The following is a 23,263-nucleotide window of genomic DNA, read 5'->3' as shown; positions in this document are numbered from 1 at the left end:
ACGGCGGCTTTTTGCTGGGTCAAAGCGTCGAACTGACGTGGCCACCATTTTAATGAAAATTCCGGCCTTTCGGCAGAACGTGGTGGATGTCGTCGCGCTTGTCGGCTGTGGTTTGTCCGGTCTTTGTGTCAAATAATGTCGGCGGTGTGTGGCGCATTTGATTGCGCGGATGCCGTTGCGGATTTTTGATTGGTTGGGTGAGGCTGTTGTCCGGTCGGGATAAAACTCCGAGCAGCGGTGTCAGATCGTCGAGCCGTTCGACGACGACATGAATGACGCCCGATTCCGATTGCAATCGCCCGGTGATGGCGACGAAACGCGCAGCGATGACAATCGCCCGGTTGGATTCGAAAATTTTCGGCCAGACGATCGCATTGGCGATGCCTGTTTCATCCTCGATCGTCAGAAAAATCACGCCGCTTGCCGTACCAGGGCGCTGCCGGATCAGCACGAGTCCGGCGGTGCGCACACGCTGGCCCGAAGCCATGAGTGCAAGATCCTGCGTACGCACGATCTTTTCGGTTTTAAGATGCGGCCGCAGAAAGCTGACCGGATGTGCCTTCAGCGAGAGCGACAAATGCCGGTAATCCTCGACGACATGTTCGCCAAGCGACATCGGCGGCAAATGCGCTTCCGGCTCCAGCGCGCGGAAGCTTAAGTCTCTCAATAAGGGGAGGTCGTCCTTATCGCCGGCCCGATTCAAGCCGCGCACGGCCCAGAGCGCGTCGCGCCGGTCGAGGCCGAGGGAGCGGAACGCATCCGCTTCGGCCAGCGCCGCGAGAACGCTTGGCGCGAGACCAGTCCGCAGCCAGAGATCGCGGATTGAGTCATAGCCTTTGCCGCGATTGACGACGAGCGCTTCCATATCCGCTTGGCCAACGCCCTGAATCTGACGAAAGCCAAGGCGTAATTTATGCGTGGAACGGATATCGTGTCGCATTGAGGCATGGCGCGAATGGAGGCGCGACGAACACGTGGTTTCGTCTTCTTCGAGCGTACAATTCCAGTCGGAATAATTGATATCTATTTCTTCGACCGCGACGCCATGTTCGCGCGCGTCGCAAACGATCTGCGCTGGTGCATAAAAGCCCATCGGCTGGGCATTGAGCAGGGCGCAGGCGAAAACATCCGGATAACGGCATTTGATCCAGGCTGAAGCATAGACGAGCAAAGCAAAAGAGGCCGCATGGCTCTCGGGAAAGCCATAGGAGCCGAAGCCCTCGATCTGTTTGAAACAGCGTTCGGCAAAATCGCGCGGGTAATGACGTTCGACCATGCCTTCGACCATTTTGGTACGGAATGTGTCGATGATGCCGACGCGTTTGAAGGTTGCCATGGCGCGGCGCAACCTATCGGCCTCGGCCGGAGTGAATCCTGCGGCGACGATGGCGATCTTCATCGCCTGTTCTTGGAAGAGTGGAACACCAAGCGTCTTTTTCAGCACCTCTTCGAGTTCTTTCGAGGGATAATTGACAAGCTCCGGATTCTGCCTTCGCTGCAGATAGGGATGCACCATATCGCCTTGAATGGGGCCGGGCCGGACGATCGCGACTTCGATGACAAGATCGTAGAACGTCTGCGGCCGCAGCCGCGGCAGCATCGACATTTGTGCGCGGCTCTCGATCTGGAAGACGCCAATCGTGTCGGCATTTGAGATCATATTATAGACCGCACGTTCTTCCGCCGGAATGGTGTCGATCACATGATCGATGCCGTAATGCAAACGTAGAAGGTCGAAACTCTTTCGCAAACATGTGAGCATGCCGAGGGCGAGAACATCGACCTTCAGGATGCCGAGCGCATCGAGATCGTCCTTGTCCCATTCGACGGTGGTGCGGTCGTCCATTGCGGCATGGGCAATGGGCACGGTTTCATCGAGCCGGTCGCGGGTGATGACGAAGCCGCCGGTGTGCTGCGAAAGATGGCGCGGGAAACCGACAAGCTCCTGCGCAAGCGCCAAGGTTTGCGCGAGGCGATCCTCGCGCGGATCGAGGCCCAGGCGGCGGATTTGTTTCTCCTGTGGGCCTTCCGAGGAGCCACCCCAGAGCGAACTCGACAACGCGGAAATCGCATCTTCCGAAAGGCCAAAAACCTTGCCGACATCGCGGAGCGCTGAGCGGCTGCGATAGGTGATGACCGTCGCCGTGAGCCCGGCGCGCGCACGGCCATAGCGATTGTAGATATATTGCATCACCTCTTCGCGCCGCTCGTGCTCGAAATCGACATCGATGTCGGGCGGCTCGCCCCGGTCTTTCGAAATGAAGCGTTCGAAGAGCAGCGCAGATTGCGCCGGATCGACATCGGTGATGCCGAGGCAATAGCAGATCGTCGAATTGGCCGCCGAACCACGCCCTTGGCAGAGAATGTCTTTACTGCGCGCGAAACGCACGATGTCATGCACGGTGAGAAAGTAGGGCGCGTATTCCATCTCCGCGACGAGCGCGAGTTCGTAAGCGAGCGTGTGTTTCACCTTCTCAGGCACTCCGCCCCCGTCCTCATAACGCTTCTCTGCCCCGGCCTTGGCGAAGGCTTCGAGCGCCACTTGCGGCGAGGCGTAGCCTTCGCGCAATTCTTCCGGATATTGATTCTTGAGATCGGCGAGCGAAAAGGTAAGACCTTCGAGAAAGCGCAAAGTCTCGTCGATGGCCTCAGGTGCTTCGGCGAAGAGCCGCGCCATTTCGCGGCCGTCTTTCAAATGCCGTTCGGCATTGGCTTGCAATTTCCGGCCGATTGCATCGAGCGTCGTGCGGTTGCGGATGGCAGTGAGTACATCCTGCAACGGGCGCCGCGCCGCTTCATGCATCAGCACATCGTTCGTGGCAATGAGCGGCATGCCAAGATTTCGTGCCAGCGCGGCGCGTTCGGCCAGCGCCTGGCGCATCTGCGGGCCATAGATCATGCTCACGGCGAGCCAGACGCGGCCGGGGGCAATGTCGCGTAGCTGCTGCAGGAATATGTGCGCACCGCTCGATGATTCAGACGGCTTGCTTTGAAGCGAAAGTGCGCGCGCCGGCTCGGCTGCGAAATCCGCATAGAATTTGCCGGGCTTTGCGTCGTCGTCGTCCGGTTCCCAGGTACTCATCGGAAAAACCGCGAGTTGCAGGCCTTCGTTTGCGTCGAGCAGATCGGCAGCTTCGAGTCGGCACAGCCCCTTCTGTCCTTTTAGATTGCCGCGCGTGATGAGGCGTGTGAGCCGTGCATAGGCAGCGCGATCTTGCGGATAGGCGAGGATATCCGGCGTGCCATCGCAAAAAACCAGACGGCAACCGATGGCGATGCGCAAAGTCTCCGGCTCAATCTTATTTTCGCGTGCGAAGAGATGCGCGCGCACGACGCCGGCGAGCGAATTACGGTCGGCGATACCAAGGCCTCTCAGACCGAGCTTATAGGCGTGTTCGACGAATTCTTCCGGATGCGAGGCGCCGCGCAGGAATGAGAAATTCGTCGTCACGCCAAATTCGGCGAAGGGGACAATGATCTTTTCTGCTGGGGTCGCGTCATCGCGGGCAAAGCGAAGCAATCCAGTTTTTGTGTCTGGCTTGCCGCGCGTCGGGTGCGGACGCACATCGCCGCTCACGCGAAAAGTCCATGCATGAACCAGCGCGGCCGCGCCGTCTCGGTTTCGTAGAGACCTTCGCGAAAGAGCCAGAAGCGTCGCCCTTCGCTGTCCTCGGCGCGGAAATAATCGCGGGTAAGGGCTTGATGGCGCCACCATTCCGAGGCGATCCGCTCCGGACCTTCGATGGCGGCTACTTCATGCAGCACGCGCCGCCAGCGGAAGCGGACGGGCGGTCCGTCCGGCACGCTGGCGATGGCCTCGATCGGCTCCGGCTTTTGCAGCAGACGGATCGGGCGAAACGGAAGCTCGCTTTCGGCGTCATGGCCGGGCTTGTCTCGGCCATCCACGTGATGTCGCGGCGATAATGCTGCAAAAAGAGGTGCATCGGCTTGGCGTGGATGCCCGGCACGAGGCCGGGCATGACGCGCGCCGGAGGCAGGCATCGCCGTCACCGCAAATTCTGGCCAATGAGACTCGGCGAGCGTCAGCCTAGTCACGCGCCGCACACCGAGCCGTGCGCCGAGCCGATCAATGAGGTCGGCAAGGTCCTGCTCCGCTGCGGGGGTCAGCCAATTGGTCTGGTCCTCATCCTGCCGCTCGACCGCTTCGGCCGCGAGTCGCACGACATCGAAACCAAAGCCCGCATCGAGCGGATCGCGCTCGTCCACATTGCCCGCGGCCTCGATCTTTTCGCGAAACAGCCGGGCGATGACCGCTGGGTTGCGCAAAGGCCGGCTGGTGCCGGCGCGCAAATGTCTCACACGACCATCGACGCCGAAGAGACTCACGTCGAGCTGACGCGCGCCGTGGCCCTGTCGCGTGAGCAGGCGCGAAAGTTCCTGGGCGAGGGCGAGGATCGTCGCTTCAATCGTCTCGCGTTGGACAATCGGCTCGGCAAAACGCCGCTCAGTGAGATAGGCCGGCGCTTCGAAGCGTGGCGTGATCGGCGTTCTGGTGCGTCCGAGCAGGGCATCGAGCCGGTGGAAAAGAGCTTGGCCGAACCGGGCGGCGAGGGGCGCGCGCGGTCGCAGAATGAGATCGCTGATACGGCGCAGGCCCGTCTGGGCAAGGCCGGTCAGACTCTTTTCATCGAGCCGCAGAGCGGCAAGGGGCAGTGCGCCAAGCTGGCGGCACAGATCCGCCTCGCTGATATCCTCGGGCAAAAGGCGCGTTTCGCCAAAACGCGCGAGCGCCCAGGCGGCTTCCGGCGTCGGGGCGAGCGCGGCGCGGGCGGCAAAGCCTTGCGTTGCAAGCCACTGCTCGATCTCGCCGAGAAGTTTGGCTTCGCCGCCGAAAAGATGTGCCGCGCCGGTGACGTCGAGCATGGCGCCATCGGGTGCATCGAGCGCGGCGAGCGGCGTGAAGCGGCGGCACCAATCGGTGATCGCGGCCAATGTCGCGGCCTCCGCCGTTTCATCCGCGGCGCAACAGCGCAAGCTGGGGAGAATGGCGCGCGCGTCCGCTAGCGCCAGGCCGGGCTTCAATCCATGCCGGGCGGCAGCACGGTTCACGGCGGCAAGCCTTTGCGCACTTTTCACCTTGGCGATGGTGGCAAGCGGCGCCCTACGCGCTTCGACGTTGCGGCGGGTGATCCGATCCGTCGCCAGCGACGGTAGCCAGAGGGAGAGATAACGCGTCACGGAATAAGACCTCTCGATGGTCCCAGAGAACGGGATAAAATTTGTCACGGTCGATAAAAAAGCCGTTCGGTCCGGCGCGTGCCTTGGCAATGCGGACATCGAAGGCGGCGGGGCCGGGCAGGGAGATGCGACTGGCGGCAGACGCCGAATGCAGGCTCGACCGGGTGCGGATTTCGAAACGCGTCTCGGCGCTGCTCGAAAGCGCCTCGGCCCGCGCTGGGCCGCCGAGGAAGAGGAGACCGGCCGTGCCGTGTTTCTGCGCGGCCAAGACAAGCCGGCGCGAAGCGGTGAGGTCATAGAGTTTTGAGGAGAAGATTTCGCCGATCACCGCGGCCGGCGCCCGGCATTTCAGCGCTTCTTCGATTGCCCAAAGTGCGTCTTTGGCATTCGCTGCGTGGACAAGAGCGAGCGCGTCCGGATCTAGCCCGTAAAGCGCGAGGCCGGGACCATAGAGAGCGCCTTGTTCGAAACCGGCAAAATCCTCGCCGATCCAGATGAGCGGCGCCTTGCGGCTGGCGGCAAAGCGCGCGGCCAACGCTAGGGCGAAGCCGGCTGCGGCCGGGGCATCGCCCGGGCCGGCGGCGGTGATCTCATGCAGCGCGCCAGCCGCAAGGCCACCAAGCAGACGATCGAGCTTTGTCTCGCCGAGAGAGACGCGTGCGCGCGGGTCGTCAGACGCCGGATGAGGCGCTGCGGTAATGCCGGGGATCGCAATACCAGCGATCTCTCGGCGCAAAAGGCTGAGCCGCCCCGCCACACCGCTCCCATGCGGAAGGGTTTGGCGAAGCCGCAAAAGCTCCCCGGCCATGTCTCTCGACCAAATGTTCCATATTTGTTCTTACGGATTCCCCTTTTTGAGGAGGGAGTCAAGGGAGGAGAAAGAGGGGTAGTGTCTTCCGTAATGGGCCTTTGGGTGTCAATCCTCGTTTATCCATCCGCCGGTATCACGCTTCCGTCCGTGGTCGGCGTCTTGCCGCCACAAGATGACATCAGATGGAAAGTCGGAGCCGATCTCAGTTGCGCGCTCGAAGCGCAAGGCACTACACGGTTTTCCGACCTTCCGCGTCCCGGCGAAGGGACCTCGGAGAACGTCCTTACGGACTGTTCAATTCATCAACAACATTACGACTTCATGCCGAAGCGGCGCCTTCCTCCCGGTTCCAGTGGAACTCGCTGCCATCGACCCACATGCGATGCAGGACAGTGGCCAGCTTGCGGGCCACAGCCACCAGCGCCCGCTTGGCGCCTCGCCGGCGGGCGACCATCATCCCCCAGGCTTTCAGCGACGATGGCCGCGCCTTGAACAGCAGGACCAGGGCGGCTTCATAAAGGGTAGCACGCACCATAGCGTCGCCAGCCTTGGTGATACCGCCGCTCACGTCCGTCTCGCCCGACTGGTATTTCCGCGGCGTCAGGCCGAAATGAGCGCCGACGGCACGCGATGATTTGAACCGCGCAGGATCGTCGATCGCCGAAGTAAAGGTCAGCGCCACCACCGGCCCAACGCCCGGTGCCGTCATCAACCGCCGACATATCCCGTCCTGCCGCACGATCGCCAGCAGTTGGCGGTGTAGCTTGGCGAACTCCGTCCGCAGCGCTTCCCGGCACCGCAACAGTGGCTCAATGACGCTTTCCAGCATCGCCTGGCCAGCGATCAGCTCATGCACTCGGCCGGCGAATCCCAACCTGCTCGCCAGACCAACCTTCAAACCGAAGCCCCGCAACAGGCCGCGGATCGCGACCTCAATGTCGATCATCTTGCCGAGCAGCAGCTTGCGCGCCGTTAGCAGGACCCGCGTTTCCTGCGCCGGCAGCGACTTGCGATGCACTGAACGAAACCAGCCCATGCGCAGCAGCTGGGCAATGCCGCGGGCATCCTTCCGGTCGGTCTTCACCGTCATTGCCGAAAGGGCCGCCTTGACGTGCCGGGTTTCCAGCAAGACCACTTCGTAACCGGCATCCGTCAACCCCGCGTGCAGCCACTGCGACAGCGGACCCGCCTCAAGCCCGATCCGGATTACAGGAAAAGCCAAGCCTGCAAACAGCGCCGCCAGCGCAGCCGGCTCGCTCGAGACCTTCGCCTCCCGGATGATCTGGCCTTTCTCGTCCACAATACACACGCTGCTCTGTTCCAACGAAACGTCGATCCCGGCATAATACTCCATGGCAGTCCTCATACTGTTTGGGGCCGTAAGGACCCCGTTGATCTACACATCATCAGTATCGGGGACTGCCACCCCTACCGGCTAGAGCCAGTGCGCCGGCCCATTACGTCATCTCAGTTTGAAATTTCTGACCCCTCCCTCCCAAGCTTGGCACCGACCGCTCCCCTCTTTAGAGGGCCGGAAGCTGTGCTATGGGAGCACGCATGTCCGACTACGATCTGCCGCCCGAGGATCAATTCTTATTTCCAACACCGCCGCGTACGCCGTGGCGAACGTGTTGGAAAGAGCATTGCGATCTTTTCAGGCGGATGGAATGGCTGGCAATTATGCTTGCCATCGTACTCGGAACCTTTTTGGCGGCATGGCTGTCAGGTGGTGCCATGAATATCGTGGCTCCTGTAATTTTTATTGGCTGGTTGCTTGCAACAATTGCGTGGCTTCGCGCACCAGAAATTGGGCCTAGGTCAAAAATTTGCTGGATAATTGCGACCACTCTTTTTTCTTTTTTTGTGGCTTCTCTAATCTCGCACCGCCATCCAGAAGCATCGATTCAGACTATCAATGTTCCTGTTACAAATTCTCCGATAACAAACTATCCGCTGTTCTTATTTCCGTTAGCGGAAGATATGTTTCGACAATCGCCGCGCGCGCATCCCTTTTGGAACACCTGTGTAAAATTAGAAAATATGCAAAATGTCATCATTGAAGAAAGCGATTTAGCCTGTGAAACAGGCATAGACGCAAAAAATTCAAAAGACATTTATGTCAAAAAAACAAAGATCACCGAACCGAACCCCTAGTTGTGATCATTTGGTTTTATAAGGCCCACGCTTCTTGGGTTCGCCGTCCCGCACATCAATCAGCGCAACAATATCCTCCATGCTCCAAAGCTTGTCAGTGAGCCCGGCAGCCATAGCGGGCGACATGCGAAGCGTTTGTGCATCCGAACGAAGTTGTAAAACACGAAGTAGAGCGACAGTGCACTAACAGGCTGCTGAAAAACCCTCTTCCTTTGCGGGGCTGATCGTGATTCCATTTCGTTGGGAGACAGCAGCATGCGCGGCAGTGACGAAGGTTCGGGACAGCTTTTCAGTTATGTTGATCTGGAGGCGCGGGTGCGCCGTGATCATCCGTTGCGAGTGATCCGCGCGATCGCCAACGAGGCGCTCGGAGCCCTGGCGGCGGATTTCGCGGCGCTCTATTCGAAGGTCGGCCGTCCGTCGATCCCGCCGGAACGGCTGCTGCGGGCGATGCTGTTGCAGGCTTTCTATTCAGTTCGCTCGGAACGCCAGTTGATGGAGCGATTGGATACCGACTTGCTGTTTCGTTGGTTTGTCGGGCTCGCCATTGACGATCCGGTGTGGGATGCGACGGTGTTTTCCAAGAACCGCGATCGTCTGCTCGATGGGGCGATCGCCGCGAAGTTCCTCGCCGCCGTGCTGGCCCAGCCGCGCGTCAAAAGGCTGATCTCGTCGGATCATTTCTCCGTCGATGGCACGCTGATCGAGGCTTGGGCCTCGATGAAAAGCTTCAAGCCGAAGGACGATTCAGGGGATCAGCCGCCGTCAGGTCCTGGCCGCAACGCCGAGGCGGATTTCAAGGGTGAGAAGCGCTCGAACGAGACACATGCCTCGACCACTGACCCCGAGGCCCGACTTTATCGCAAGGGGCCGGGCATGGAAGCAAAACTCGCTTTCCTCGGCCACGCCTTGATGGAGAACCGTTGCGGCCTCATCGTCGATGCCTGTCTCACGCCCGCCAACGGCCATGGCGAACGCATCGCGGCGCTGGCCATGATCGAGCCGCGCGCCGATCGGCCAAAAGCCATCACGCTCGGCGCCGACAAGGGTTATGACGCGGCCGATTTCGTCAATGAACTGCGAACCATGAATGTGCGTCCGCACATCGCGCAAAATATCAGCGGCCGGCGTTCAACCATCGACCGGCGAACAACGCGCCATCAGGCCTATTCGGCGAGCCAGCGCATTCGTAAACGGATCGAGGAGGCCTTTGGTTGGATGAAGACCATCGCCGGGCAGCGCAAGACGAAGTTTCGCGGCGTCGATCGCGTGGGCTGGGCCTTCGCCTTCGCCGCCGCAGCCTACAACCTCGTCAGACTACCGAAATTGATTGAGGAGATGACACCATGATGCCACCTAAGGCGTCGCTCATCACAGCCACATCCGCCGACCGTCATCATCGACAAAGCCATTCTCGGAAAGTCAGCAGCAACTCTCTCCGCGCCTGAAGCACCGCAATTTTTCAGCAGCCTGCTAATGCGGTATTATGCAGCAGCCGCCACAAGCCATCTAGCTGAATCTCGCCTATTTTGGCGGCATGGCTGAAATCCGCACCACCAATAGCTGCGACCGTCTTCGCGCTCGTCCGCGATAGCAAACATCCTCGACTCCCCTGAATAATTTTGTTTGGAAAAGCATTGAACTAAAATCGTCTACAAAACGGGCAGAGAATACGTCTGCGGCTATCGCGTCGCCAAGCAGGATTAGAAGCTCATCCTCAGACAATTCCAGGAGCACGCAACCGCATCGCGGCCCCGGCATACGTCCCGCAATCTTATCGAGATTTCATCGCGATGATGCTGCGTAATGTGACTGCTAATCCCAGCAAATTGAGGTTGAGAACGAATCCGGGCGCAACCTAACAAAATCGCGAGCGCCGTAACGCTTTTGTCCGCATAAGCGTAAAAAGAACCAGCTGATCGTCCGGAGACCTCGCCAATGGCCTCGCCCCACCTGTTTTATCGTCATCCGCTCTGGATACGGGTGACGCATTGGCTCAATGCGATTTGCATGGCCGTTCTTCTGATGAGCGGGCTGCAGATTTTCAACGCCCATCCGGCGCTCTATTGGGGCCAGAAATCGGATTTCGACCATCCGATCTTTTCGATCAACGCGGTCGAGGACGCGCAGGGCAACGAGAGCGGCGTTACGATGATCGCTGGGCGCAGCTTCAATACGACGGGCGTCCTTGGCCTTTCGAGGGGTGGCGATCGCGCTTTCCCCGATTGGGCGACATTGCCGCATGAGCAATGGCTGGCGATCGGGCGGCGCTGGCATTTCTTCTTCGCCTGGATTTTTGTCATCAATGGCCTGATCTATATTCTGACCTCGCTGATCGGGCGGCATCTGCGCGGCGATCTCGTGCCGACGCGTGCTGACCTCGCGCATATCGGTCGCTCGATCTGGGAGCATGTGCGGCTGCGTTTCCCGAAAGGGGATGAGGCGAAGCGCTATAATGTGCTGCAGAAGCTCGCCTATCTCATCGTCGCCTTCGTGCTCGGTCCCGTGATGGTGCTTGCCGGGCTGACGATGTCGCCGCGGATCGATGCGAGCTATCCGATTCTGCTTGAGATTTTCGGCGGCCGGCAATCGGCGCGGACGATCCATTTCATCTGCGCTTTTTCATTCCTCGGCTTTTTCGTCATCCATATCGTCATGGTGCTCTTATCGGGCGTGTTCAACAATCTGCGTTCGATGATCACCGGCTGGTATAATCTCGGAGAAAATCGTGAGCACGCCTAAGGATATCGAGCGGCGCAAGTTTCTGCTGCGTGCAGCGGGCGGTCTCGCCGCCTTGTCGCTCGGGGGGTGCGACGACAGCCTGTCGCAAAACCCGAAGGTCATCGACATTCTTGAAAGCGCCGAAAATCTGACGCGCGTGTCGCAGAAGGCGATCACGGGCGCGATGACCCTCGCGCCGGAATATAGCGAAGCGGACATTTCCACGGATTTCCGCGCCAACGGCACGACCGATCCGGGCGACGACAAGTACAAAGCCCTGGCAAAGAACAATTTCGCTGATTATCGACTTAAGGTTAGCGGTTTGGTTGAGGCGCCCGCGCAGTTTTCGCTCACCGATCTGCGGGCGATGCCATCACGAACGCAGATCACCCGGCACGATTGCGTCGAGGGCTGGAGCTGCATCGGCAAATGGAAGGGCGTGCCGCTCTCGCTGGTTCTGGATAAGGTGCGCCCGAAATCGAACGCACGCTATGTCATGTTCTATTCGGCCGATCCGATGGATGACGACACGGGGCCGAACAGCCTCTATTACGAGAGCATCGACATGCAGGGCGCCTATCACCCGCAGACGATCCTTGCCTACGATATGAACGATCAGTCGCTGCCCGTTCCCAACGGCGCGCCGCTGCGGCTGCGGGACGAACGCCAGCTTGGCTACAAGATGGTGAAATACATCATGGAGATCGAGTTGGTCGAAAGCTTCGCCCATATCCGCGGCGGCAAAGGCGGTTATTGGGAAGACCAAGGCTATGAATGGTATGCGGGGATTTAGCTCTTATTTCTTCGCGTAATAGTTCACCGTGCCGTCGATCCAGTCCTGCCGCTGCGGCGAGAAAATATCGATGTCGATCGTATCCTCGGTGAAGTGGAATTCATGCGGCACGTTCGGCGGAATGATCATCAGATTACCGGCGCGCAAAAGATATTTCTTGCCTTGCGAATAGACCTCGCAGGCGCCTTCCGTGATCCAGGTGATCTGCTCGTTGATATGATGATGCAACGGGACGATTGCACCTTTCTTCATCGTCCATTTCACGAAGGTCGAATGCGACCCGTGCAGATATTGCCGCGAGATCAACGGTGACATTTCATCGATCGGCTGCGCGTCGAGTTCGTAGAGATTAGGCAGCGCCGCGATATGGCCGCTGATATTCGGGTCGATGCCGCGGCCGGGCGCGTCCGTGACCTGAGGTGGCGCGATGAGTGCCGGTGCGATGTCCTTTGTCATGACCCCTCCCGTTTGCGCGATACATTGAACATAAAAATATTACTCCGCAATGGCGGTGTCTGCCCGGCGCCTTGCATTTGCGACACAAAAATTCGCGCTGAGCCCGGCTAATATTCCAGGCGCGGCTTCGTTGAAGATCGCACCGAAGCCGAGAAACTTCCAAAGCGCGGCGGTGACAAAACCGGCGAGAATGGCGGCGGTGACCGAGCCGCCGGTGCGCTGCCAGCCGAGCACGCGAACCATCATCGCGGGCGCGAGCGCCGCGCCGAGAAGGGAGATGGAGGAGAGAACCAGGCTCACGACCGACGCGTCGAGTTTCGCCGAGATTGCCATCGAGAAAATGCCAAGCAGCAGGACAATCGGCCATAAAGGCAGCGTGCGGGGCGTCAGCATTTCAATGATGTCGAATTTCGCCGTCTGTGCCATCGCGACCAGCAGGCTGTTGGAAGTCGCGGCGATGGTCGCGAAAATATCGGCGACGATGAGGCCGGTGAGGATTGGTCCCATGTTGGTGCGGAAGAAAAGGCTCAAGCCTGCCTCCGGATCGTGGATTGCGGGCATGAGTCCGCGCAACGCGATGCCGAAGATCGTCATGCTTATCCAGGTGAACTGGATGAAGCCGATGAATATCCACCACGCGCCGCGCGTCTCGTTCGGTGTGCGGCCGGCGAGGTAGCGCGAAGTCATCTGCGGCTGCCCGAGGCCGAAGCCGAAAGCCGACGCGGCGAAGCCAAGCATGAACACGAGCGCGGCGACAAGGCCGTGCGGCAAAAGTTGGAAAAACGACGGGCCAGCCTGCGTTGTCTTTTGCCAGAAAGTTTGGGGATGCTGCGTCGCTACAAAGATGACGGCGATGAGCGCGAGGCTGGTGCCGAAAATGCGGATCAAGGCTTGCAAGGTGTCGGCATAGACGGAGCCGCGAAAGCCGCCGATCCCGGTGTAGAGGACGATCAAAGCCGCGAACAAAACGAGCGACAGAAAATGCGAAAAGCCGAAGGCGCCTTCGAGAAATTTTTGGCCCGCGATCCATTGCGCAGAAATATAGCCAGTGAGGCAGAGAAGAATGAGCGCGCCGGCAAGTATCTTGACACGACGCCGCGCAAAGGCGGGCAGGCCGCTGGCGATTACGTCGGTGAGCGTGGCGGCGCGCGTCTCGCGGCCAAGGCGATTGATCTTGTCCGGGAAGAAGGTCCAGAACGCGATGTCGCCAAAGAGCCAGCCAAACGGCAGAAGCAACGCTGGCACGCCGAGCGTATAGCCTAACCCCACGACGCCAGTGACGATGAAAGCGCTGTTGCCGGTTGCTCCGGCGCTGAGGCCGACGAGCCATTTGCTCAGCTTCTGATCGGCGAGGGCGTTCGAGTTGAGTTTGCGTGCATGGGCGCGGCCAAGAAAAGAGACGGCGAAAGTCCCGGCCAGTGTGGCGAGGAAGATGAGGACCGATAGGTCGTCGGCGTCATGCATAAAAGGGTTCCGCTCACTCGCTGAACCATAGAGCGCACCGTCACACCGAAAGCTAGAGGTAGGGGAGTTTCAACGCCGGTGGCTTGCCGTGGTCTCATAAAAAGAAATGCCGGCAGGAATCCCGCCGGCATGAGTATTCAAGCAAGTAACGCGCGCTGATTACCGACGATGTCCGCCACCCCGGTGACCGCCACCGCCACGATGTCCGCCGCCATGCCCGCCACCGCGATGTCCGCCACCACGATGACCACCGCCGTGGTGTCCGCCACCCCGGTGTCCGCCGCCGTGCCAGCCACCACGACCGCCGTGTCCGCCGCGATGTCCGCCATGCCAGCCGCCGCCATGCCAGCCACCGCGGTGTCCGCCCCGCCAATGGCCGCCGCCATGCCAGTGACCGCCGCGGCCCCAATAACGTCCGCTGTGCCAGCTCCAGCCGCGCCAGCCGTGGCCGCCGCCCCAACCAAGGCCATTCCGCCAAGCGTAACCGCACCAGTACCAGCCGGGGCCGCGCCAGCCGGTATCATACCAGCAATAAGTCTGGCCGCCCCACACATAGGCGGTCTTCTCGATAGCGCCCAGGTCGGCGCCGGATTGCACAACCGCCGTCTGGTTCGCGATCGGCGCGGCTTCTGCCGTCGTCGCCAGCGAGCCGACGGCGATGATCATCGCCGCAAGCATCGATAAAACATAACGCATCTCGATCTCCCCATTGAGATTTACGACGAGACCACCCCCGGTTCAGTCCAAGGCGAGATCCCAGCCTAAGTCTAGAAACGCACCGATGAATGGGAACTGAAGAAAACCCGCGACAAACGAATGCTATTTAGGCAATGGCAGCCTCAGCGATCGAAAACAGCGCATGTTCATACAATCGTGATTGAGACATCGACGTCACAAAACATCCCGGCGCTAAGCCTAACTGATTTTTCTGCATCGGAAATACGAGCCGAGTACGAACCCTTTAAGCCCACCTTAACCGTAACCATCGTTTGGTGATCGGAAAAGCGGGAAGCGTCTCGGAACGGCTCGGTGATAGATGATGCAGCAGACATCGGCTCTCAGTTTAATCGACATCGAGCATGGTCACCCGGCTGCAGTCGCGATTGCGCTCAGAAGCGGCGGCGATTTCAGGATCGCGGTCGATCCGCTGAGCGGCCGCAACAAATACGGCGTTCCACCCGCACCCGCCGAGGATGAGATCTGGTTCTCGTCGTCGACAGCTTCAGCAGTCTCGCCACTTGGCTTTGACGCGGCGAGTGCAGCTTACGACAGATTATTCGCCGATGAGGCGAGTCGCAGCCTCGCGCCCGGGCGGTGGTTCGATAATTTACGTGCGCGTATCGCGGCGCTCTCCGGTTGTCAGGGGACTCAGGTTATCCTCTGCGCATCCGGGACCGAAACCGAAATTCTCGCGCTCACACTCTCTCGCCACCTCCTCCGCCGGCCTTTGACGAACATCGTCGTCGCGACGCAGGAGACCGGTGTCGGTGTCATGCATGCGGCTGCCGGCACGCATTTCGACAGTACGGCGGCGTTGCAGCCGGGCGTGGAGAAGGGCACGCCTCTGCAAGGTTGGGAGCATGAGGCGATCCAAGCGGTCAAAGTCGATATCAGGGATTCGAACGGCCAACTCCGCTCACTGGATGACGTCGATCAGGCAATTCGTGACGAAGTCTCACATGCGCTTCGGTCGGGGCGCGACGTGCAATTGCATGTTCTCGATACGTCGAAGACGGGGTGGGGCGGCCCGAGTCGTGCTGCCGCAAAAGCGATCGTCGCGGCGGATCCAAGCCGTGTGATGGTTGTCGTCGATGCTTGCCAACTGCGCTGTTCCTTCGAAGATATCCAGGCCGATCTTGAGAGCGGCTTCCTGGTGATGATCACCGGATCGAAGTTTGCCGGTGGGCCGCCATTCTGCGGCGCGTTGCTGATTCCACCGGCACTTGCCGATCGGCTGGAAGACCTGGAGGCGCCGGCGGGGCTCGCCGCTTATTCGGCGCGTTTCGATTGGCCAAAGCGCCTACGCGTTGCTCTTCGCGGGACCGAATACACTCCGTTCAATCTTGGTCTTGGTCTGCGATGGGAAGCGGCACTTGCCGAAATCGAGGCCCATGTCGCGATCAGGCCTGAGTTGCGCAAGCGTATCGCTCTCACCTTCGGCGACCACGTCCGGGAACTTGTCGCGGCACGCGCGCATCTACGTTTTCTTGATCCGGATGCACGATCATATCTGGGCCGCACGCCGACGATATATTCGATCGTGTCGGGCGATGGAAACGCCGCGCAAACCTCGGCCCTTCACAAGGCGCTTCGCGCGCCGATCATCGCCGCTGGCGCCGGGAAGGCCGGCGAGGCGCTTGCGCGTATGTGCCATTTCGGCCAGCCCGTCGCGATCGGGAATCGCGCCGCTCTGCGCGTCTGCATCGGGATGCCCACGATTCGCGACATCGCGCAAAGGCTTGATCGCATGCCAATGCAAAGCGCCTATCTTCCTGTCGCGCAGGATCTGGAAATCGCTTTCCGTAAGTGGGACATCCTCGAAAAAAGGGCAAGTTTGTGAGCAAGGACGATCTTGCTCATACCGACTCGACCGCCGTGGCCAGCGTCCACGACGGATCGGCCCTGTTCGACACGGCGCATGCGGACAAACCAATCGATAAACTCGAGGCCTTCCGTCGCATTTGCGCGGAGAGCGGCCGCAAACCGACGGACATCGTCAAAGAATTCTTTGCCTTGGCGCGAGGCCGCGGCCGGCTGTCGTTTCGAGATTACATTGCCTATCGGCTCTACGACGACAACTTCATCGGCGGCGCGGATAAAACCGCCTTTATCGGCCGACGCCGCAATCAGGAGCTTGTCGGAGAGATCAACTACCGGCACGAATGGAATTGCCTCGCTGACGACAAGTTTGCCAATGCCAGCTATCTGGCAAGCTATGGACTACCAATCATTCCGACAAAGGCGATCTTCGCGCCGAACATGCGTCGAGGCGCAAAGAGCCTTCTGAAAAGCCGAGCCGACCTCCAACGCTTTCTGTCGGACCCGGCCCAATATCCTCTGTTCGGCAAGCCGATCGACGGCTTCCAAAGCCTGGGCTCGATAGCGCTTGTAAATTTGGACCGGGAGACCGGACAGATTACAACTTCACATTCCCTCGTCTCGGTCGATGCTCTTGTCGAAGCGATCGATACGAATTTCAAGGACGGATATATTTTTCAGACCCAGCTTCATGGTCATTCCGATCTTGCGCCTGCAATCGGAACCGGCTTCAGCACAGCGAGGATTATCACCATCGCCACGGAAGAGGGCCCCCGTCTTTTTTCGGCTGCGTGGAAAATCATTGGCGGCGCCAATGTCGCCGACAATTATTGGCGCCCCGGCAACATTCTCGCGGCGCTGGATCGCGTGAGCGGCGGCGTTTTAAAGGCCGTGACGGGTAATGGCTTCGAGATGAAGGACATCGATCGTCATCCTTCGACCGGTGTATTGTTGCTGGGCTTGGTGCTGCCAAAATATTCGGAGGTGATAGAGATCGCCATCGAGGGCCATCGGACGCTTCGAAATGTCGGTATCATCGGATGGGATATCGGCGTGACCAACGAAGGGCCGGTGATCGTCGAGACCAACGTCATGCCGGATCTGATGCTGGTACAGGCAGCCCATCGCTCCGGCGCGTTCAACGACGATCTGGCGACGCTGCTGACGCGTCAGAAATCCGGGGCGGAGGCCCACAAGCGCGCAATGGCTGCGACACTGGTCAAGGACTGAGCAGAGTCTTCATTGCTGGTTGAGCCCGTCAGGCGCTCGCGGCCCGCAAGACGGCCAAAACGATCGTGCCGCTTCGTAGCTCATATGACCGGGGACGCCGCGGAACGGAGGATAGCCGCCGCGTCTCCTGATCCATGCGTCGAGATCGCGTCCAAGCGGAATAGGATCGCCGTAATTCGTCCGATGAAACGCAAACTCTGCATGTGGCGTAATGCAGACGTAGGGCCGCGCCTCGCTCGCGAGGGTCATGCACGACGAACCGCAAAAGCCATTGATAACGACTTGCACCTGCGCCGCGCGGGCGGCGTGCGCCGCTTGCTCAAACCACGCGACATGGCCCCCGCGGCTATATTCAACGACACAGGGGTCCTGGCATGGGCCGAATACGCGGGCGAGCAAAACGAGGGCGACAGAAGCTTGGCTCATTGCCGCGATCCTTTGCAATTACGATGCTACGGCACCGCTCATCGCCGCCGCTGCGGGGCCCGGGCCGTCGCGACGGCAAAATATCACGCGTAAGAATTAACAATAGAGTCCGGATTGGCGGCCCCGTTCTTGGGCTAGAGCGAGGACGCTGTCGACGACGGGCGTCGCGACCTCGACCAATCGTCCCAGCTCTTGAACCACAGTGACGATAGCGTCGATCTCGAGAGACCGGCCGCGCTCTAAATCCTGCAGCATCGACATCTTGTGCCCTGGAACGGCACCGGCAGCCGTCAACCGCCGATCGATCATCTCGTCCGGAATGCGCACGCGCAGCGCTTCGGCAACCGCTTTTGCCTCCAGCATCATTGTTTTGCACAAAGCCCTGAGGCCTGGCTCGTTGGCAATTTGATCAAGCGTTGCCAACGTTAAAAGGCTGATTGGGTTGAAGCAGACATTGCCCCATAGTTTCAGCCATATGTTCCATCGGATGCCTTCGCGAATTGGAGCATCAAAACCGGCCGATATCAAAACGTCGCGCAACATCGCGATGCGCTCGGACCGGGCGCCGTCCGGCTCCCCGATCGTGAAGCGATTGAGTTGATGATGTTCGATCACGCCTGGCGCTATGACCTCACAGGCCGGATCGACCGCACAGCCAATCGCGCGTTCCGGTCCAATCAGGCGCCATTGCTTGGCGTCCGGATCTACACTTTGTAAGTGTCGTCCCTCAAATTGGCCGCCCTCTTTATAAAAATACCACCAGGGAATTCCATTCATCGCGGTGACGACGGCGGTGTCGCGCCCCAGCAGCGGTAAAAACTCCGCCGCGCTGGCATGCGCCTGATGCGCCTTGAGAGCGCAAATCACGATATCCTGCGGACCAAAATCTGACGGGTCGTCGCTGGCGGGAAAGCGTGCGACGCGCTGGCGCCCATCCGAAATCAACTTCAAACCATCTTGGCGTATGGCCGCCAGATGAGCGCCACGGCCGATGCCGCACACATCATGACCTGCGAGAGCCAGTTCGGCGGCCATATATCCGCCGATTGCCCCGACGCCGAACACGCAAATTCTCACGTTTTCTTCTCCGACATGCGCGTCGATGATTTAGCTGCGCTGGTAGGAGCATCTTTAACCGGAGCGCCCAGCCCAGCAAAAAGGCCCGTTTTACGGGCCTTTTTCATGCTCACCATGTTGGCTGGGGGACCTGGATTCGAACCAAGATTGACGGAGTCAGAGTCCGCAGTTCTACCGTTGAACTATCCCCCAAGACGCTGAGAAATAAGCGTTTTGGGTGAGGGCGGCGCTGTTGAGGGGCGCCGATCACCCTCAGAGGGCCACACACCTAAGACATTTGCCGGGTTTTTCCAAGCGCGAAGGCGAGGGTGGGGATCAGATATTGACCTTGTTGAAGATCGGCGCGGGCAGACCGCGGACGACCAGCATGATCCCACGCCAAAATCCCGGCGCGTAGATCGCCGGGCCGCCTTTTTCGCCGGCGCGGACGATCACGACTGCGACGGCTTCGGGCGTCGCCCAGAGCGCACCCTTGTTGGCGATCGCGTCCGTCATTGGCGTATCGACGAAGCCCGGCTTGATGATTACGGCGCGGGCGCCCAGCGGCGCGAGCTTATGCGCGATTCCCTCGACGAGATGGGCGAGGCCGCCTTTGGTCGCGCCATAGATGTAATTGGAGCGACGGCCGCGATCGCCGGCGACAGAGCCAATCACAAGTAGGGTGCCGCCGCGCTGTTTTTCCAGAACCGCGCTTGCCGCGAGACACCAGGCGGCCGCGCTGGAGAAATTCGTGGCAATGAGTTTCGCGGCGGCGGCGGGGTTGCGTTCGAGTTCGGCATGGTCGCCAAGCGCGCCATAGGCGAGAAGCAGAATGTCGAGGCCACCGAGATGCTCGACCATTTTGGCGAGTTCCGCGCTGGCGTCCGCACTGACGAAATCGAGCGGCCAATCGATCGTTTCGCGTGCGCCACGCGCTTTCAGATCGGTCGCAATTTCGTTGAGCCGCGCCTCGTTGCGTCCGGCAAGAACAATTCGTGCGCCGCGCGTGGCCCAAAGGCGGGCGGCGGCTTCTGCGATGGCCGATGTCGCGCCTAGGATCACAATTCGCTGGTGGACCTGCGGCACGACAATTTCCTCGGATGCGCCGCTCATATCGCCACCCTTCGCCAGAAGTCGGAACTCATCAGAGGGTCCCTTTGCAGTTCCTGCCAACGCGGGAACGAGCGCTGGAACATGTCGCTCGGAATGCGGCCATCTTTAGCCGGATAGAGCGCACCCCCAGCCTCGGCGACGATTGCGTCGAGCCGCGCCAGCAAGGCGAGCGTCGCCGCGCCGCGATTGGGAAAATCAAGCGCCAGCGTCGTGCCGGCGCGGGGAAACGACAACAACCCGACGGGTGGAAGGTCGCCGAAGGTTTTGAGGACGGCGAGAGACGAACCCTGACCATCGGCCGCGATGGTTTCGAGCAGGGTGCGGATCGCAGTGCGCTCAGTCGCGCGGGGAACGACGCATTGATATTGGAGAAGGCCTTTGCCGCCGTAGAGTTTGTTCCAGCCGTGCACCGCATCGAGCGGATAGAAGAATGGCGCATAGTGCTGAAGCTTTTTTCCGCTGCGGGCTTTGTTGACGCGATAATAAAGCTCGTTGAACGCGCTGATGCTCATCCGGTTGAGCACAAAATTCGGTGCGTCTGCTGGTATGCGCTTCAATGTCCCATCGCGATGGCTGTCAAAAGATCCATAGGGTGTCCAATCGGCGCGGGAAAAAATACCCCGACCCAAATTGTCCCCGCGCGCAAGACAATCGACCCAGGCGACCGTGAATTCAAATTTCTCAGCGCTCGCCTCAGTGATGTCCCAGAACGCGTCAAGATTTTCAAACGGCACGGTTTCGGATTCGAGATAGGCGCTGTCGATCTTGACGAGATCGATTTCCACCCATTCGATCAATCCTGTGAGGCCGAGGCCGCCGACTGTCGAGGCGAATAAAGAGGGTTCGGTTTGCGGCGTCAGCGTCAGCCGGCCGCGATCGCTGCGCAGCAGGCCGATGGCGCGGACGTGCCGGCCAAAGGTCCCGGCTGTGTGATGGTTTTTGCCATGGACGTCATTGGCAACGGCGCCGCCGAGCGTGACAAAGCGGGTCCCCGGCGTGACGGGAAGAAACCAGCCGTGTGGCACGATGAGTTGCAGGATCGCCGAAAAGCTTGCGCCAGCTGCGGCGCGCAGAATTCCATTGGCGGAGTCGAAGTGGATGATGCGATCGAGCTTCGACATGTCGATCAGGTCGCCATCCCCGTTGAGACAGGAATCGCCGTAGGACCGCCGCAGGCCCGATGCAAGCAGGCTTGAGTTTCGCGCTGCGTCCACCAGAGGAGGGAGCTGATCGAGGAAACGCGGCGTCGCAACGTGTTGCGGCTCACGCACCACACGGCCCCACGACGTGATGTCGTTGCGAGTAACGAAAGGTTCGCTCACGTTCGGACTTTCCTGATCAGAGAGGCATCAATCCTTCGCACACACGGAAGGGCGATGCGAACCGGAAATCTCATCGCGCGCAATCCAGCTTCGCCGTTGAATATATCTTAGCGCGACAAGAGAGAAAACCGCGAGAAGATAAGTTCGGAGAAAATACCGCTCTCGCGAGTTCAGCGAGCATTAGCGCCGTCTTGTTACGATCATATGCCAGCCGGCTACTTTCGCAGAAATGGCCGCATTCCCTCACGCGCCAATTCGTCGGCGCGCTCATTCATCGGGTCGCCGGCATGACCTTTGAGCCAGTGCCATACGATCTTATGCGGCGCGGCGGCCTGTTCGAGTTCCTGCCAGAGTTCGATATTCTTGACCGGCTTTTTATCGGCCGTGCGCCAGCCGTTCTTCTTCCAGCCCGCGAGCCAGGTCATGATGCCGCCGCGCAGATAGGCGGAATCCGTATAGAGATCGACAGTACAGGGCCGCTTCAAGGCTTCAAGAGCGCGGATCGCGGCGGTGAGCTCCATGCGATTGTTGGTCGTCGCCGCTTCGCCGCCCGCAAGTTCCTTACGATGCCCGCCGAATGTCATGACGGCGCCCCAGCCGCCGGGGCCGGGATTTCCGGAGCAGGCGCCGTCCGTCCAGATCGTGATCTTTTCACTCAACGCGTCAACCCGAGATTCTGCGCGCCCGTGGTCTGCTGGTGAAAGCGCAGGCGGCGCGCATATTCGCGCGGATCTTTCGGCCGGACGAGGGCGCCAGGTGGAACATTCAACCAATCGACGAGGCGTGTGAGGGTGAAGCGCAGGGCAGCGCCGCGGGCGAGAACAGGCAAAGCAGCGGCTTCTTCATCGGTCAATCGGCGGCAGGCTTGATAGGCGTCGATCAGCGCCTTTCCTTTGGTGATGTTGAACGAAAAATCCGCTTCGAAACACCAAGCGTTGAGACAGATCGCGAGATCGTAGGCGAGAAAATCTGTGCAGGCGAAATAGAAGTCGATCAAGCCTGAGACATCGTCGCCGAGGAACAGAACGTTGTCCGGAAAGAGATCGGCGTGGATGATCCCGCGCGGCAGGCTCTGCGGCCAAAGTCCGGCAAGCGCCGAGAGTTCGGTTGCGAGAAAGTCAGCGAGCCCAGGCTCGACGCTATCGGCGCGATCTTCGGCCTGGGCGAAAAGGTTGGGCCACGCGGACATTGAGAGATCGTTCGTGCGCTCGTGCGGAAAATCAGCGCCCGCGAGATGCAATTGCCCCAGCGCTGCGCCGAGCGCCGCACAATGCGCGACCGTCGGCATCCGCGTCGAAACGCCTTCGAGAAAAGTCACGATGGCGGCGGGCTTGCTCGCGAGCGTGCCAAGCAGGACGCCCTGCCGGGTTTTCACCGGCTGGGGGCAGACGAGACCACGCGCGGAAAGATGTTCCATAAGGCCGAGGAAGAACGGCAGGTCGCTCGCGCGGACGCGCTTTTCATAAAGCGTCAGGATGAAGAATCCAGCGGCGACATGCAGCAGAAAATTGGAATTTTCGACGCCTTCGGCAATGCCTTTATAGGCAAGCAATTGGCCGAGATCGTAATCGGCGAGAAAGCCCGCGAGGGCCGTGTCGGAAACTTCAGTATAGACAGCCATGAGCGTGTGCGCGACTCGGAATGAGCGGCCAACTTGCCCGCAGGTTTAGCACTTGGGAAGGGGGGAGAAGATCGTAGGAGAGCCGCAAGTCTTGGTTGGTATTTTTACCTGAAAAAGGAGAATAAAAAAGAATTTTTATGCCTTTTTTGAGAGCAGGATGACGCATTGCTGCGTGACAATGCGTCACGCGTGAGCTACAAACGCCCACCGTCCAGTTGAGAGCGTTCGAGTTCTCCTGAACGGGTACGTAGTCCAAGTCGTGGGAGGAACCCCTTTCGCATCGTCTGCGTGGAAACGCGCTATCCCCAAACGGGAACAGACGGGAAAGGGTCTAGGGCGAGGGAGCGGAAAGGCGAAGT

The 23,263-nt window shown here is 59.9% G+C and carries 19 protein-coding genes, 1 tRNA gene and 1 pseudogene; 6 read left to right on the top strand and 15 right to left on the bottom strand.

Annotated features, from left to right (window positions below):
• Positions 1 to 49 precede the first annotated feature (49 nt).
• The 4 genes from WDN02_RS16200 to WDN02_RS16185 form a co-directional block, all read right to left on the bottom strand.
• Positions 50 to 3,478: an error-prone DNA polymerase gene (locus tag WDN02_RS16200; RefSeq protein WP_337294973.1), complete on the bottom strand. Its 3,429-nt coding sequence runs from the start codon at positions 3,476 to 3,478 to the stop codon at positions 50 to 52.
• 95 nt (positions 3,479 to 3,573) lie between these two features.
• Positions 3,574 to 5,199 carry a DNA polymerase Y family protein gene (locus WDN02_RS16195; protein WP_337294462.1) on the bottom strand — a complete coding sequence of 542 codons (1,626 nt, stop codon included), beginning with the start codon at positions 5,197 to 5,199 and terminating at the stop codon, positions 3,574 to 3,576.
• A complete protein-coding gene (locus WDN02_RS16190; RefSeq protein ID WP_337294461.1) occupies positions 5,123 to 6,007 on the bottom strand; it encodes a hypothetical protein in 885 nt (294 codons plus the stop codon). The genes WDN02_RS16195 and WDN02_RS16190 overlap by 77 nt, the downstream gene beginning before the upstream one ends.
• A gap of 322 nt (positions 6,008 to 6,329) precedes the next feature.
• A complete protein-coding gene (locus tag WDN02_RS16185) occupies positions 6,330 to 7,364 on the bottom strand; it encodes an IS110 family transposase (RefSeq protein WP_337292223.1) in 1,035 nt (344 codons plus the stop codon).
• 203 nt (positions 7,365 to 7,567) lie between these two features.
• Here WDN02_RS16185 and WDN02_RS16180 point away from each other — a divergent pair, with 203 nt between their 5' ends.
• Positions 7,568 to 8,164, top strand: coding sequence for a hypothetical protein (locus WDN02_RS16180; protein WP_337294460.1), 597 nt, complete (start codon positions 7,568 to 7,570; stop codon positions 8,162 to 8,164).
• A 6-nt stretch (positions 8,165 to 8,170) separates the two neighbouring features.
• On the opposite strand, the pseudogene WDN02_RS16175 reads toward WDN02_RS16180, so the two are convergent.
• Positions 8,171 to 8,346: pseudogene (locus WDN02_RS16175) on the bottom strand (IS1 family transposase); the annotation flags it as partial.
• Positions 8,347 to 8,419: 73 nt separating this feature from the next.
• Here WDN02_RS16175 and WDN02_RS16170 point away from each other — a divergent pair.
• The 3 genes from WDN02_RS16170 (at position 8,420) to WDN02_RS16160 (ending at position 11,678) form a co-directional block, all read left to right on the top strand.
• Positions 8,420 to 9,514 (top strand): IS5 family transposase, encoded by a 1,095-nt coding sequence (locus WDN02_RS16170; protein WP_337293870.1) that lies wholly within the window; start codon positions 8,420 to 8,422, stop codon positions 9,512 to 9,514.
• A gap of 588 nt (positions 9,515 to 10,102) precedes the next feature.
• Positions 10,103 to 10,906 (top strand): cytochrome b/b6 domain-containing protein, encoded by an 804-nt coding sequence (locus WDN02_RS16165; RefSeq protein ID WP_337294459.1) that lies wholly within the window; start codon positions 10,103 to 10,105, stop codon positions 10,904 to 10,906.
• Positions 10,893 to 11,678, top strand: a complete 786-nt coding sequence (locus WDN02_RS16160; RefSeq protein WP_337294458.1) for a molybdopterin-binding protein — start codon at positions 10,893 to 10,895, stop codon at positions 11,676 to 11,678. The genes WDN02_RS16165 and WDN02_RS16160 overlap by 14 nt, the downstream gene beginning before the upstream one ends.
• Positions 11,679 to 11,681: 3 nt before the next feature.
• On the opposite strand, the gene WDN02_RS16155 is transcribed toward WDN02_RS16160, so the two are convergent.
• From WDN02_RS16155 to WDN02_RS16145, 3 genes are all read right to left on the bottom strand, one after another.
• Positions 11,682 to 12,134 carry a cupin domain-containing protein gene (locus WDN02_RS16155; protein ID WP_337294457.1) on the bottom strand — a complete coding sequence of 151 codons (453 nt, stop codon included), beginning with the start codon at positions 12,132 to 12,134 and terminating at the stop codon, positions 11,682 to 11,684.
• A gap of 39 nt (positions 12,135 to 12,173) precedes the next feature.
• The gene (locus tag WDN02_RS16150; protein ID WP_337294456.1) at positions 12,174 to 13,598 is read right to left on the bottom strand and encodes a hypothetical protein; all 1,425 of its coding nucleotides are present in this window, start codon (positions 13,596 to 13,598) and stop codon (positions 12,174 to 12,176) included.
• Positions 13,599 to 13,757: 159 nt separating this feature from the next.
• Entirely contained in the window at positions 13,758 to 14,294 is a 537-nt protein-coding gene (locus WDN02_RS16145; RefSeq protein WP_337294455.1) for a hypothetical protein, read from the bottom strand.
• Between the two features lie 340 nt (positions 14,295 to 14,634).
• On the opposite strand from WDN02_RS16145, the gene WDN02_RS16140 reads away from it, so the two are divergent.
• Together WDN02_RS16140 and WDN02_RS16135 are read left to right on the top strand one after the other, a co-directional pair.
• Positions 14,635 to 16,158: a hypothetical protein gene (locus WDN02_RS16140; RefSeq protein WP_337294454.1), complete on the top strand. Its 1,524-nt coding sequence runs from the start codon at positions 14,635 to 14,637 to the stop codon at positions 16,156 to 16,158.
• On the top strand, positions 16,155 to 17,366 hold the full coding sequence (locus WDN02_RS16135; protein WP_337294453.1) for a sugar-transfer associated ATP-grasp domain-containing protein: 1,212 nt from the start codon (positions 16,155 to 16,157) through the stop codon (positions 17,364 to 17,366). Before WDN02_RS16140 ends, WDN02_RS16135 begins: the two co-directional genes overlap by 4 nt.
• Positions 17,367 to 17,375: 9 nt before the next feature.
• Here the strand turns inward: WDN02_RS16135 and WDN02_RS16130 are convergent, their stop codons facing one another.
• The 7 genes from WDN02_RS16130 to thrB form a co-directional block, all read right to left on the bottom strand.
• Complete coding sequence (locus tag WDN02_RS16130; RefSeq protein ID WP_337294452.1) at positions 17,376 to 17,792, bottom strand: hypothetical protein; 417 nt, start codon at positions 17,790 to 17,792, stop codon at positions 17,376 to 17,378.
• A 96-nt stretch (positions 17,793 to 17,888) separates the two neighbouring features.
• The gene (locus WDN02_RS16125) at positions 17,889 to 18,857 is read right to left on the bottom strand and encodes a 2-dehydropantoate 2-reductase (RefSeq protein WP_337294972.1); all 969 of its coding nucleotides are present in this window, start codon (positions 18,855 to 18,857) and stop codon (positions 17,889 to 17,891) included.
• 130 nt (positions 18,858 to 18,987) lie between these two features.
• Positions 18,988 to 19,061: transfer RNA gene (locus WDN02_RS16120), tRNA-Gln, on the bottom strand.
• Positions 19,062 to 19,184: 123 nt separating this feature from the next.
• The gene (locus WDN02_RS16115; RefSeq protein WP_337294451.1) at positions 19,185 to 19,961 is read right to left on the bottom strand and encodes an SDR family NAD(P)-dependent oxidoreductase; all 777 of its coding nucleotides are present in this window, start codon (positions 19,959 to 19,961) and stop codon (positions 19,185 to 19,187) included.
• Positions 19,958 to 21,283: an FAD-binding oxidoreductase gene (locus WDN02_RS16110; RefSeq protein WP_337294450.1), complete on the bottom strand. Its 1,326-nt coding sequence runs from the start codon at positions 21,281 to 21,283 to the stop codon at positions 19,958 to 19,960. Before WDN02_RS16110 ends, WDN02_RS16115 begins: the two co-directional genes overlap by 4 nt.
• Before the next feature lie 215 nt (positions 21,284 to 21,498).
• The gene (gene rnhA / locus WDN02_RS16105; protein ID WP_337294449.1) at positions 21,499 to 21,942 is read right to left on the bottom strand and encodes a ribonuclease HI; all 444 of its coding nucleotides are present in this window, start codon (positions 21,940 to 21,942) and stop codon (positions 21,499 to 21,501) included.
• Entirely contained in the window at positions 21,939 to 22,904 is a 966-nt protein-coding gene (thrB, locus tag WDN02_RS16100) for a homoserine kinase (protein ID WP_337294448.1), read from the bottom strand. The genes rnhA and thrB overlap by 4 nt, the downstream gene beginning before the upstream one ends.
• Positions 22,905 to 23,263: the final 359 nt, after the last annotated feature.

It is taken from the genome of Methylovirgula sp., assembly GCF_037200945.1.
Classification (GTDB): Bacteria; Pseudomonadota; Alphaproteobacteria; order Rhizobiales; family Beijerinckiaceae; genus Methylovirgula.
The sequence above is the reverse complement of the archived record's forward strand: the minus strand, read 5'-3'. Positions and strand labels throughout refer to the sequence as shown.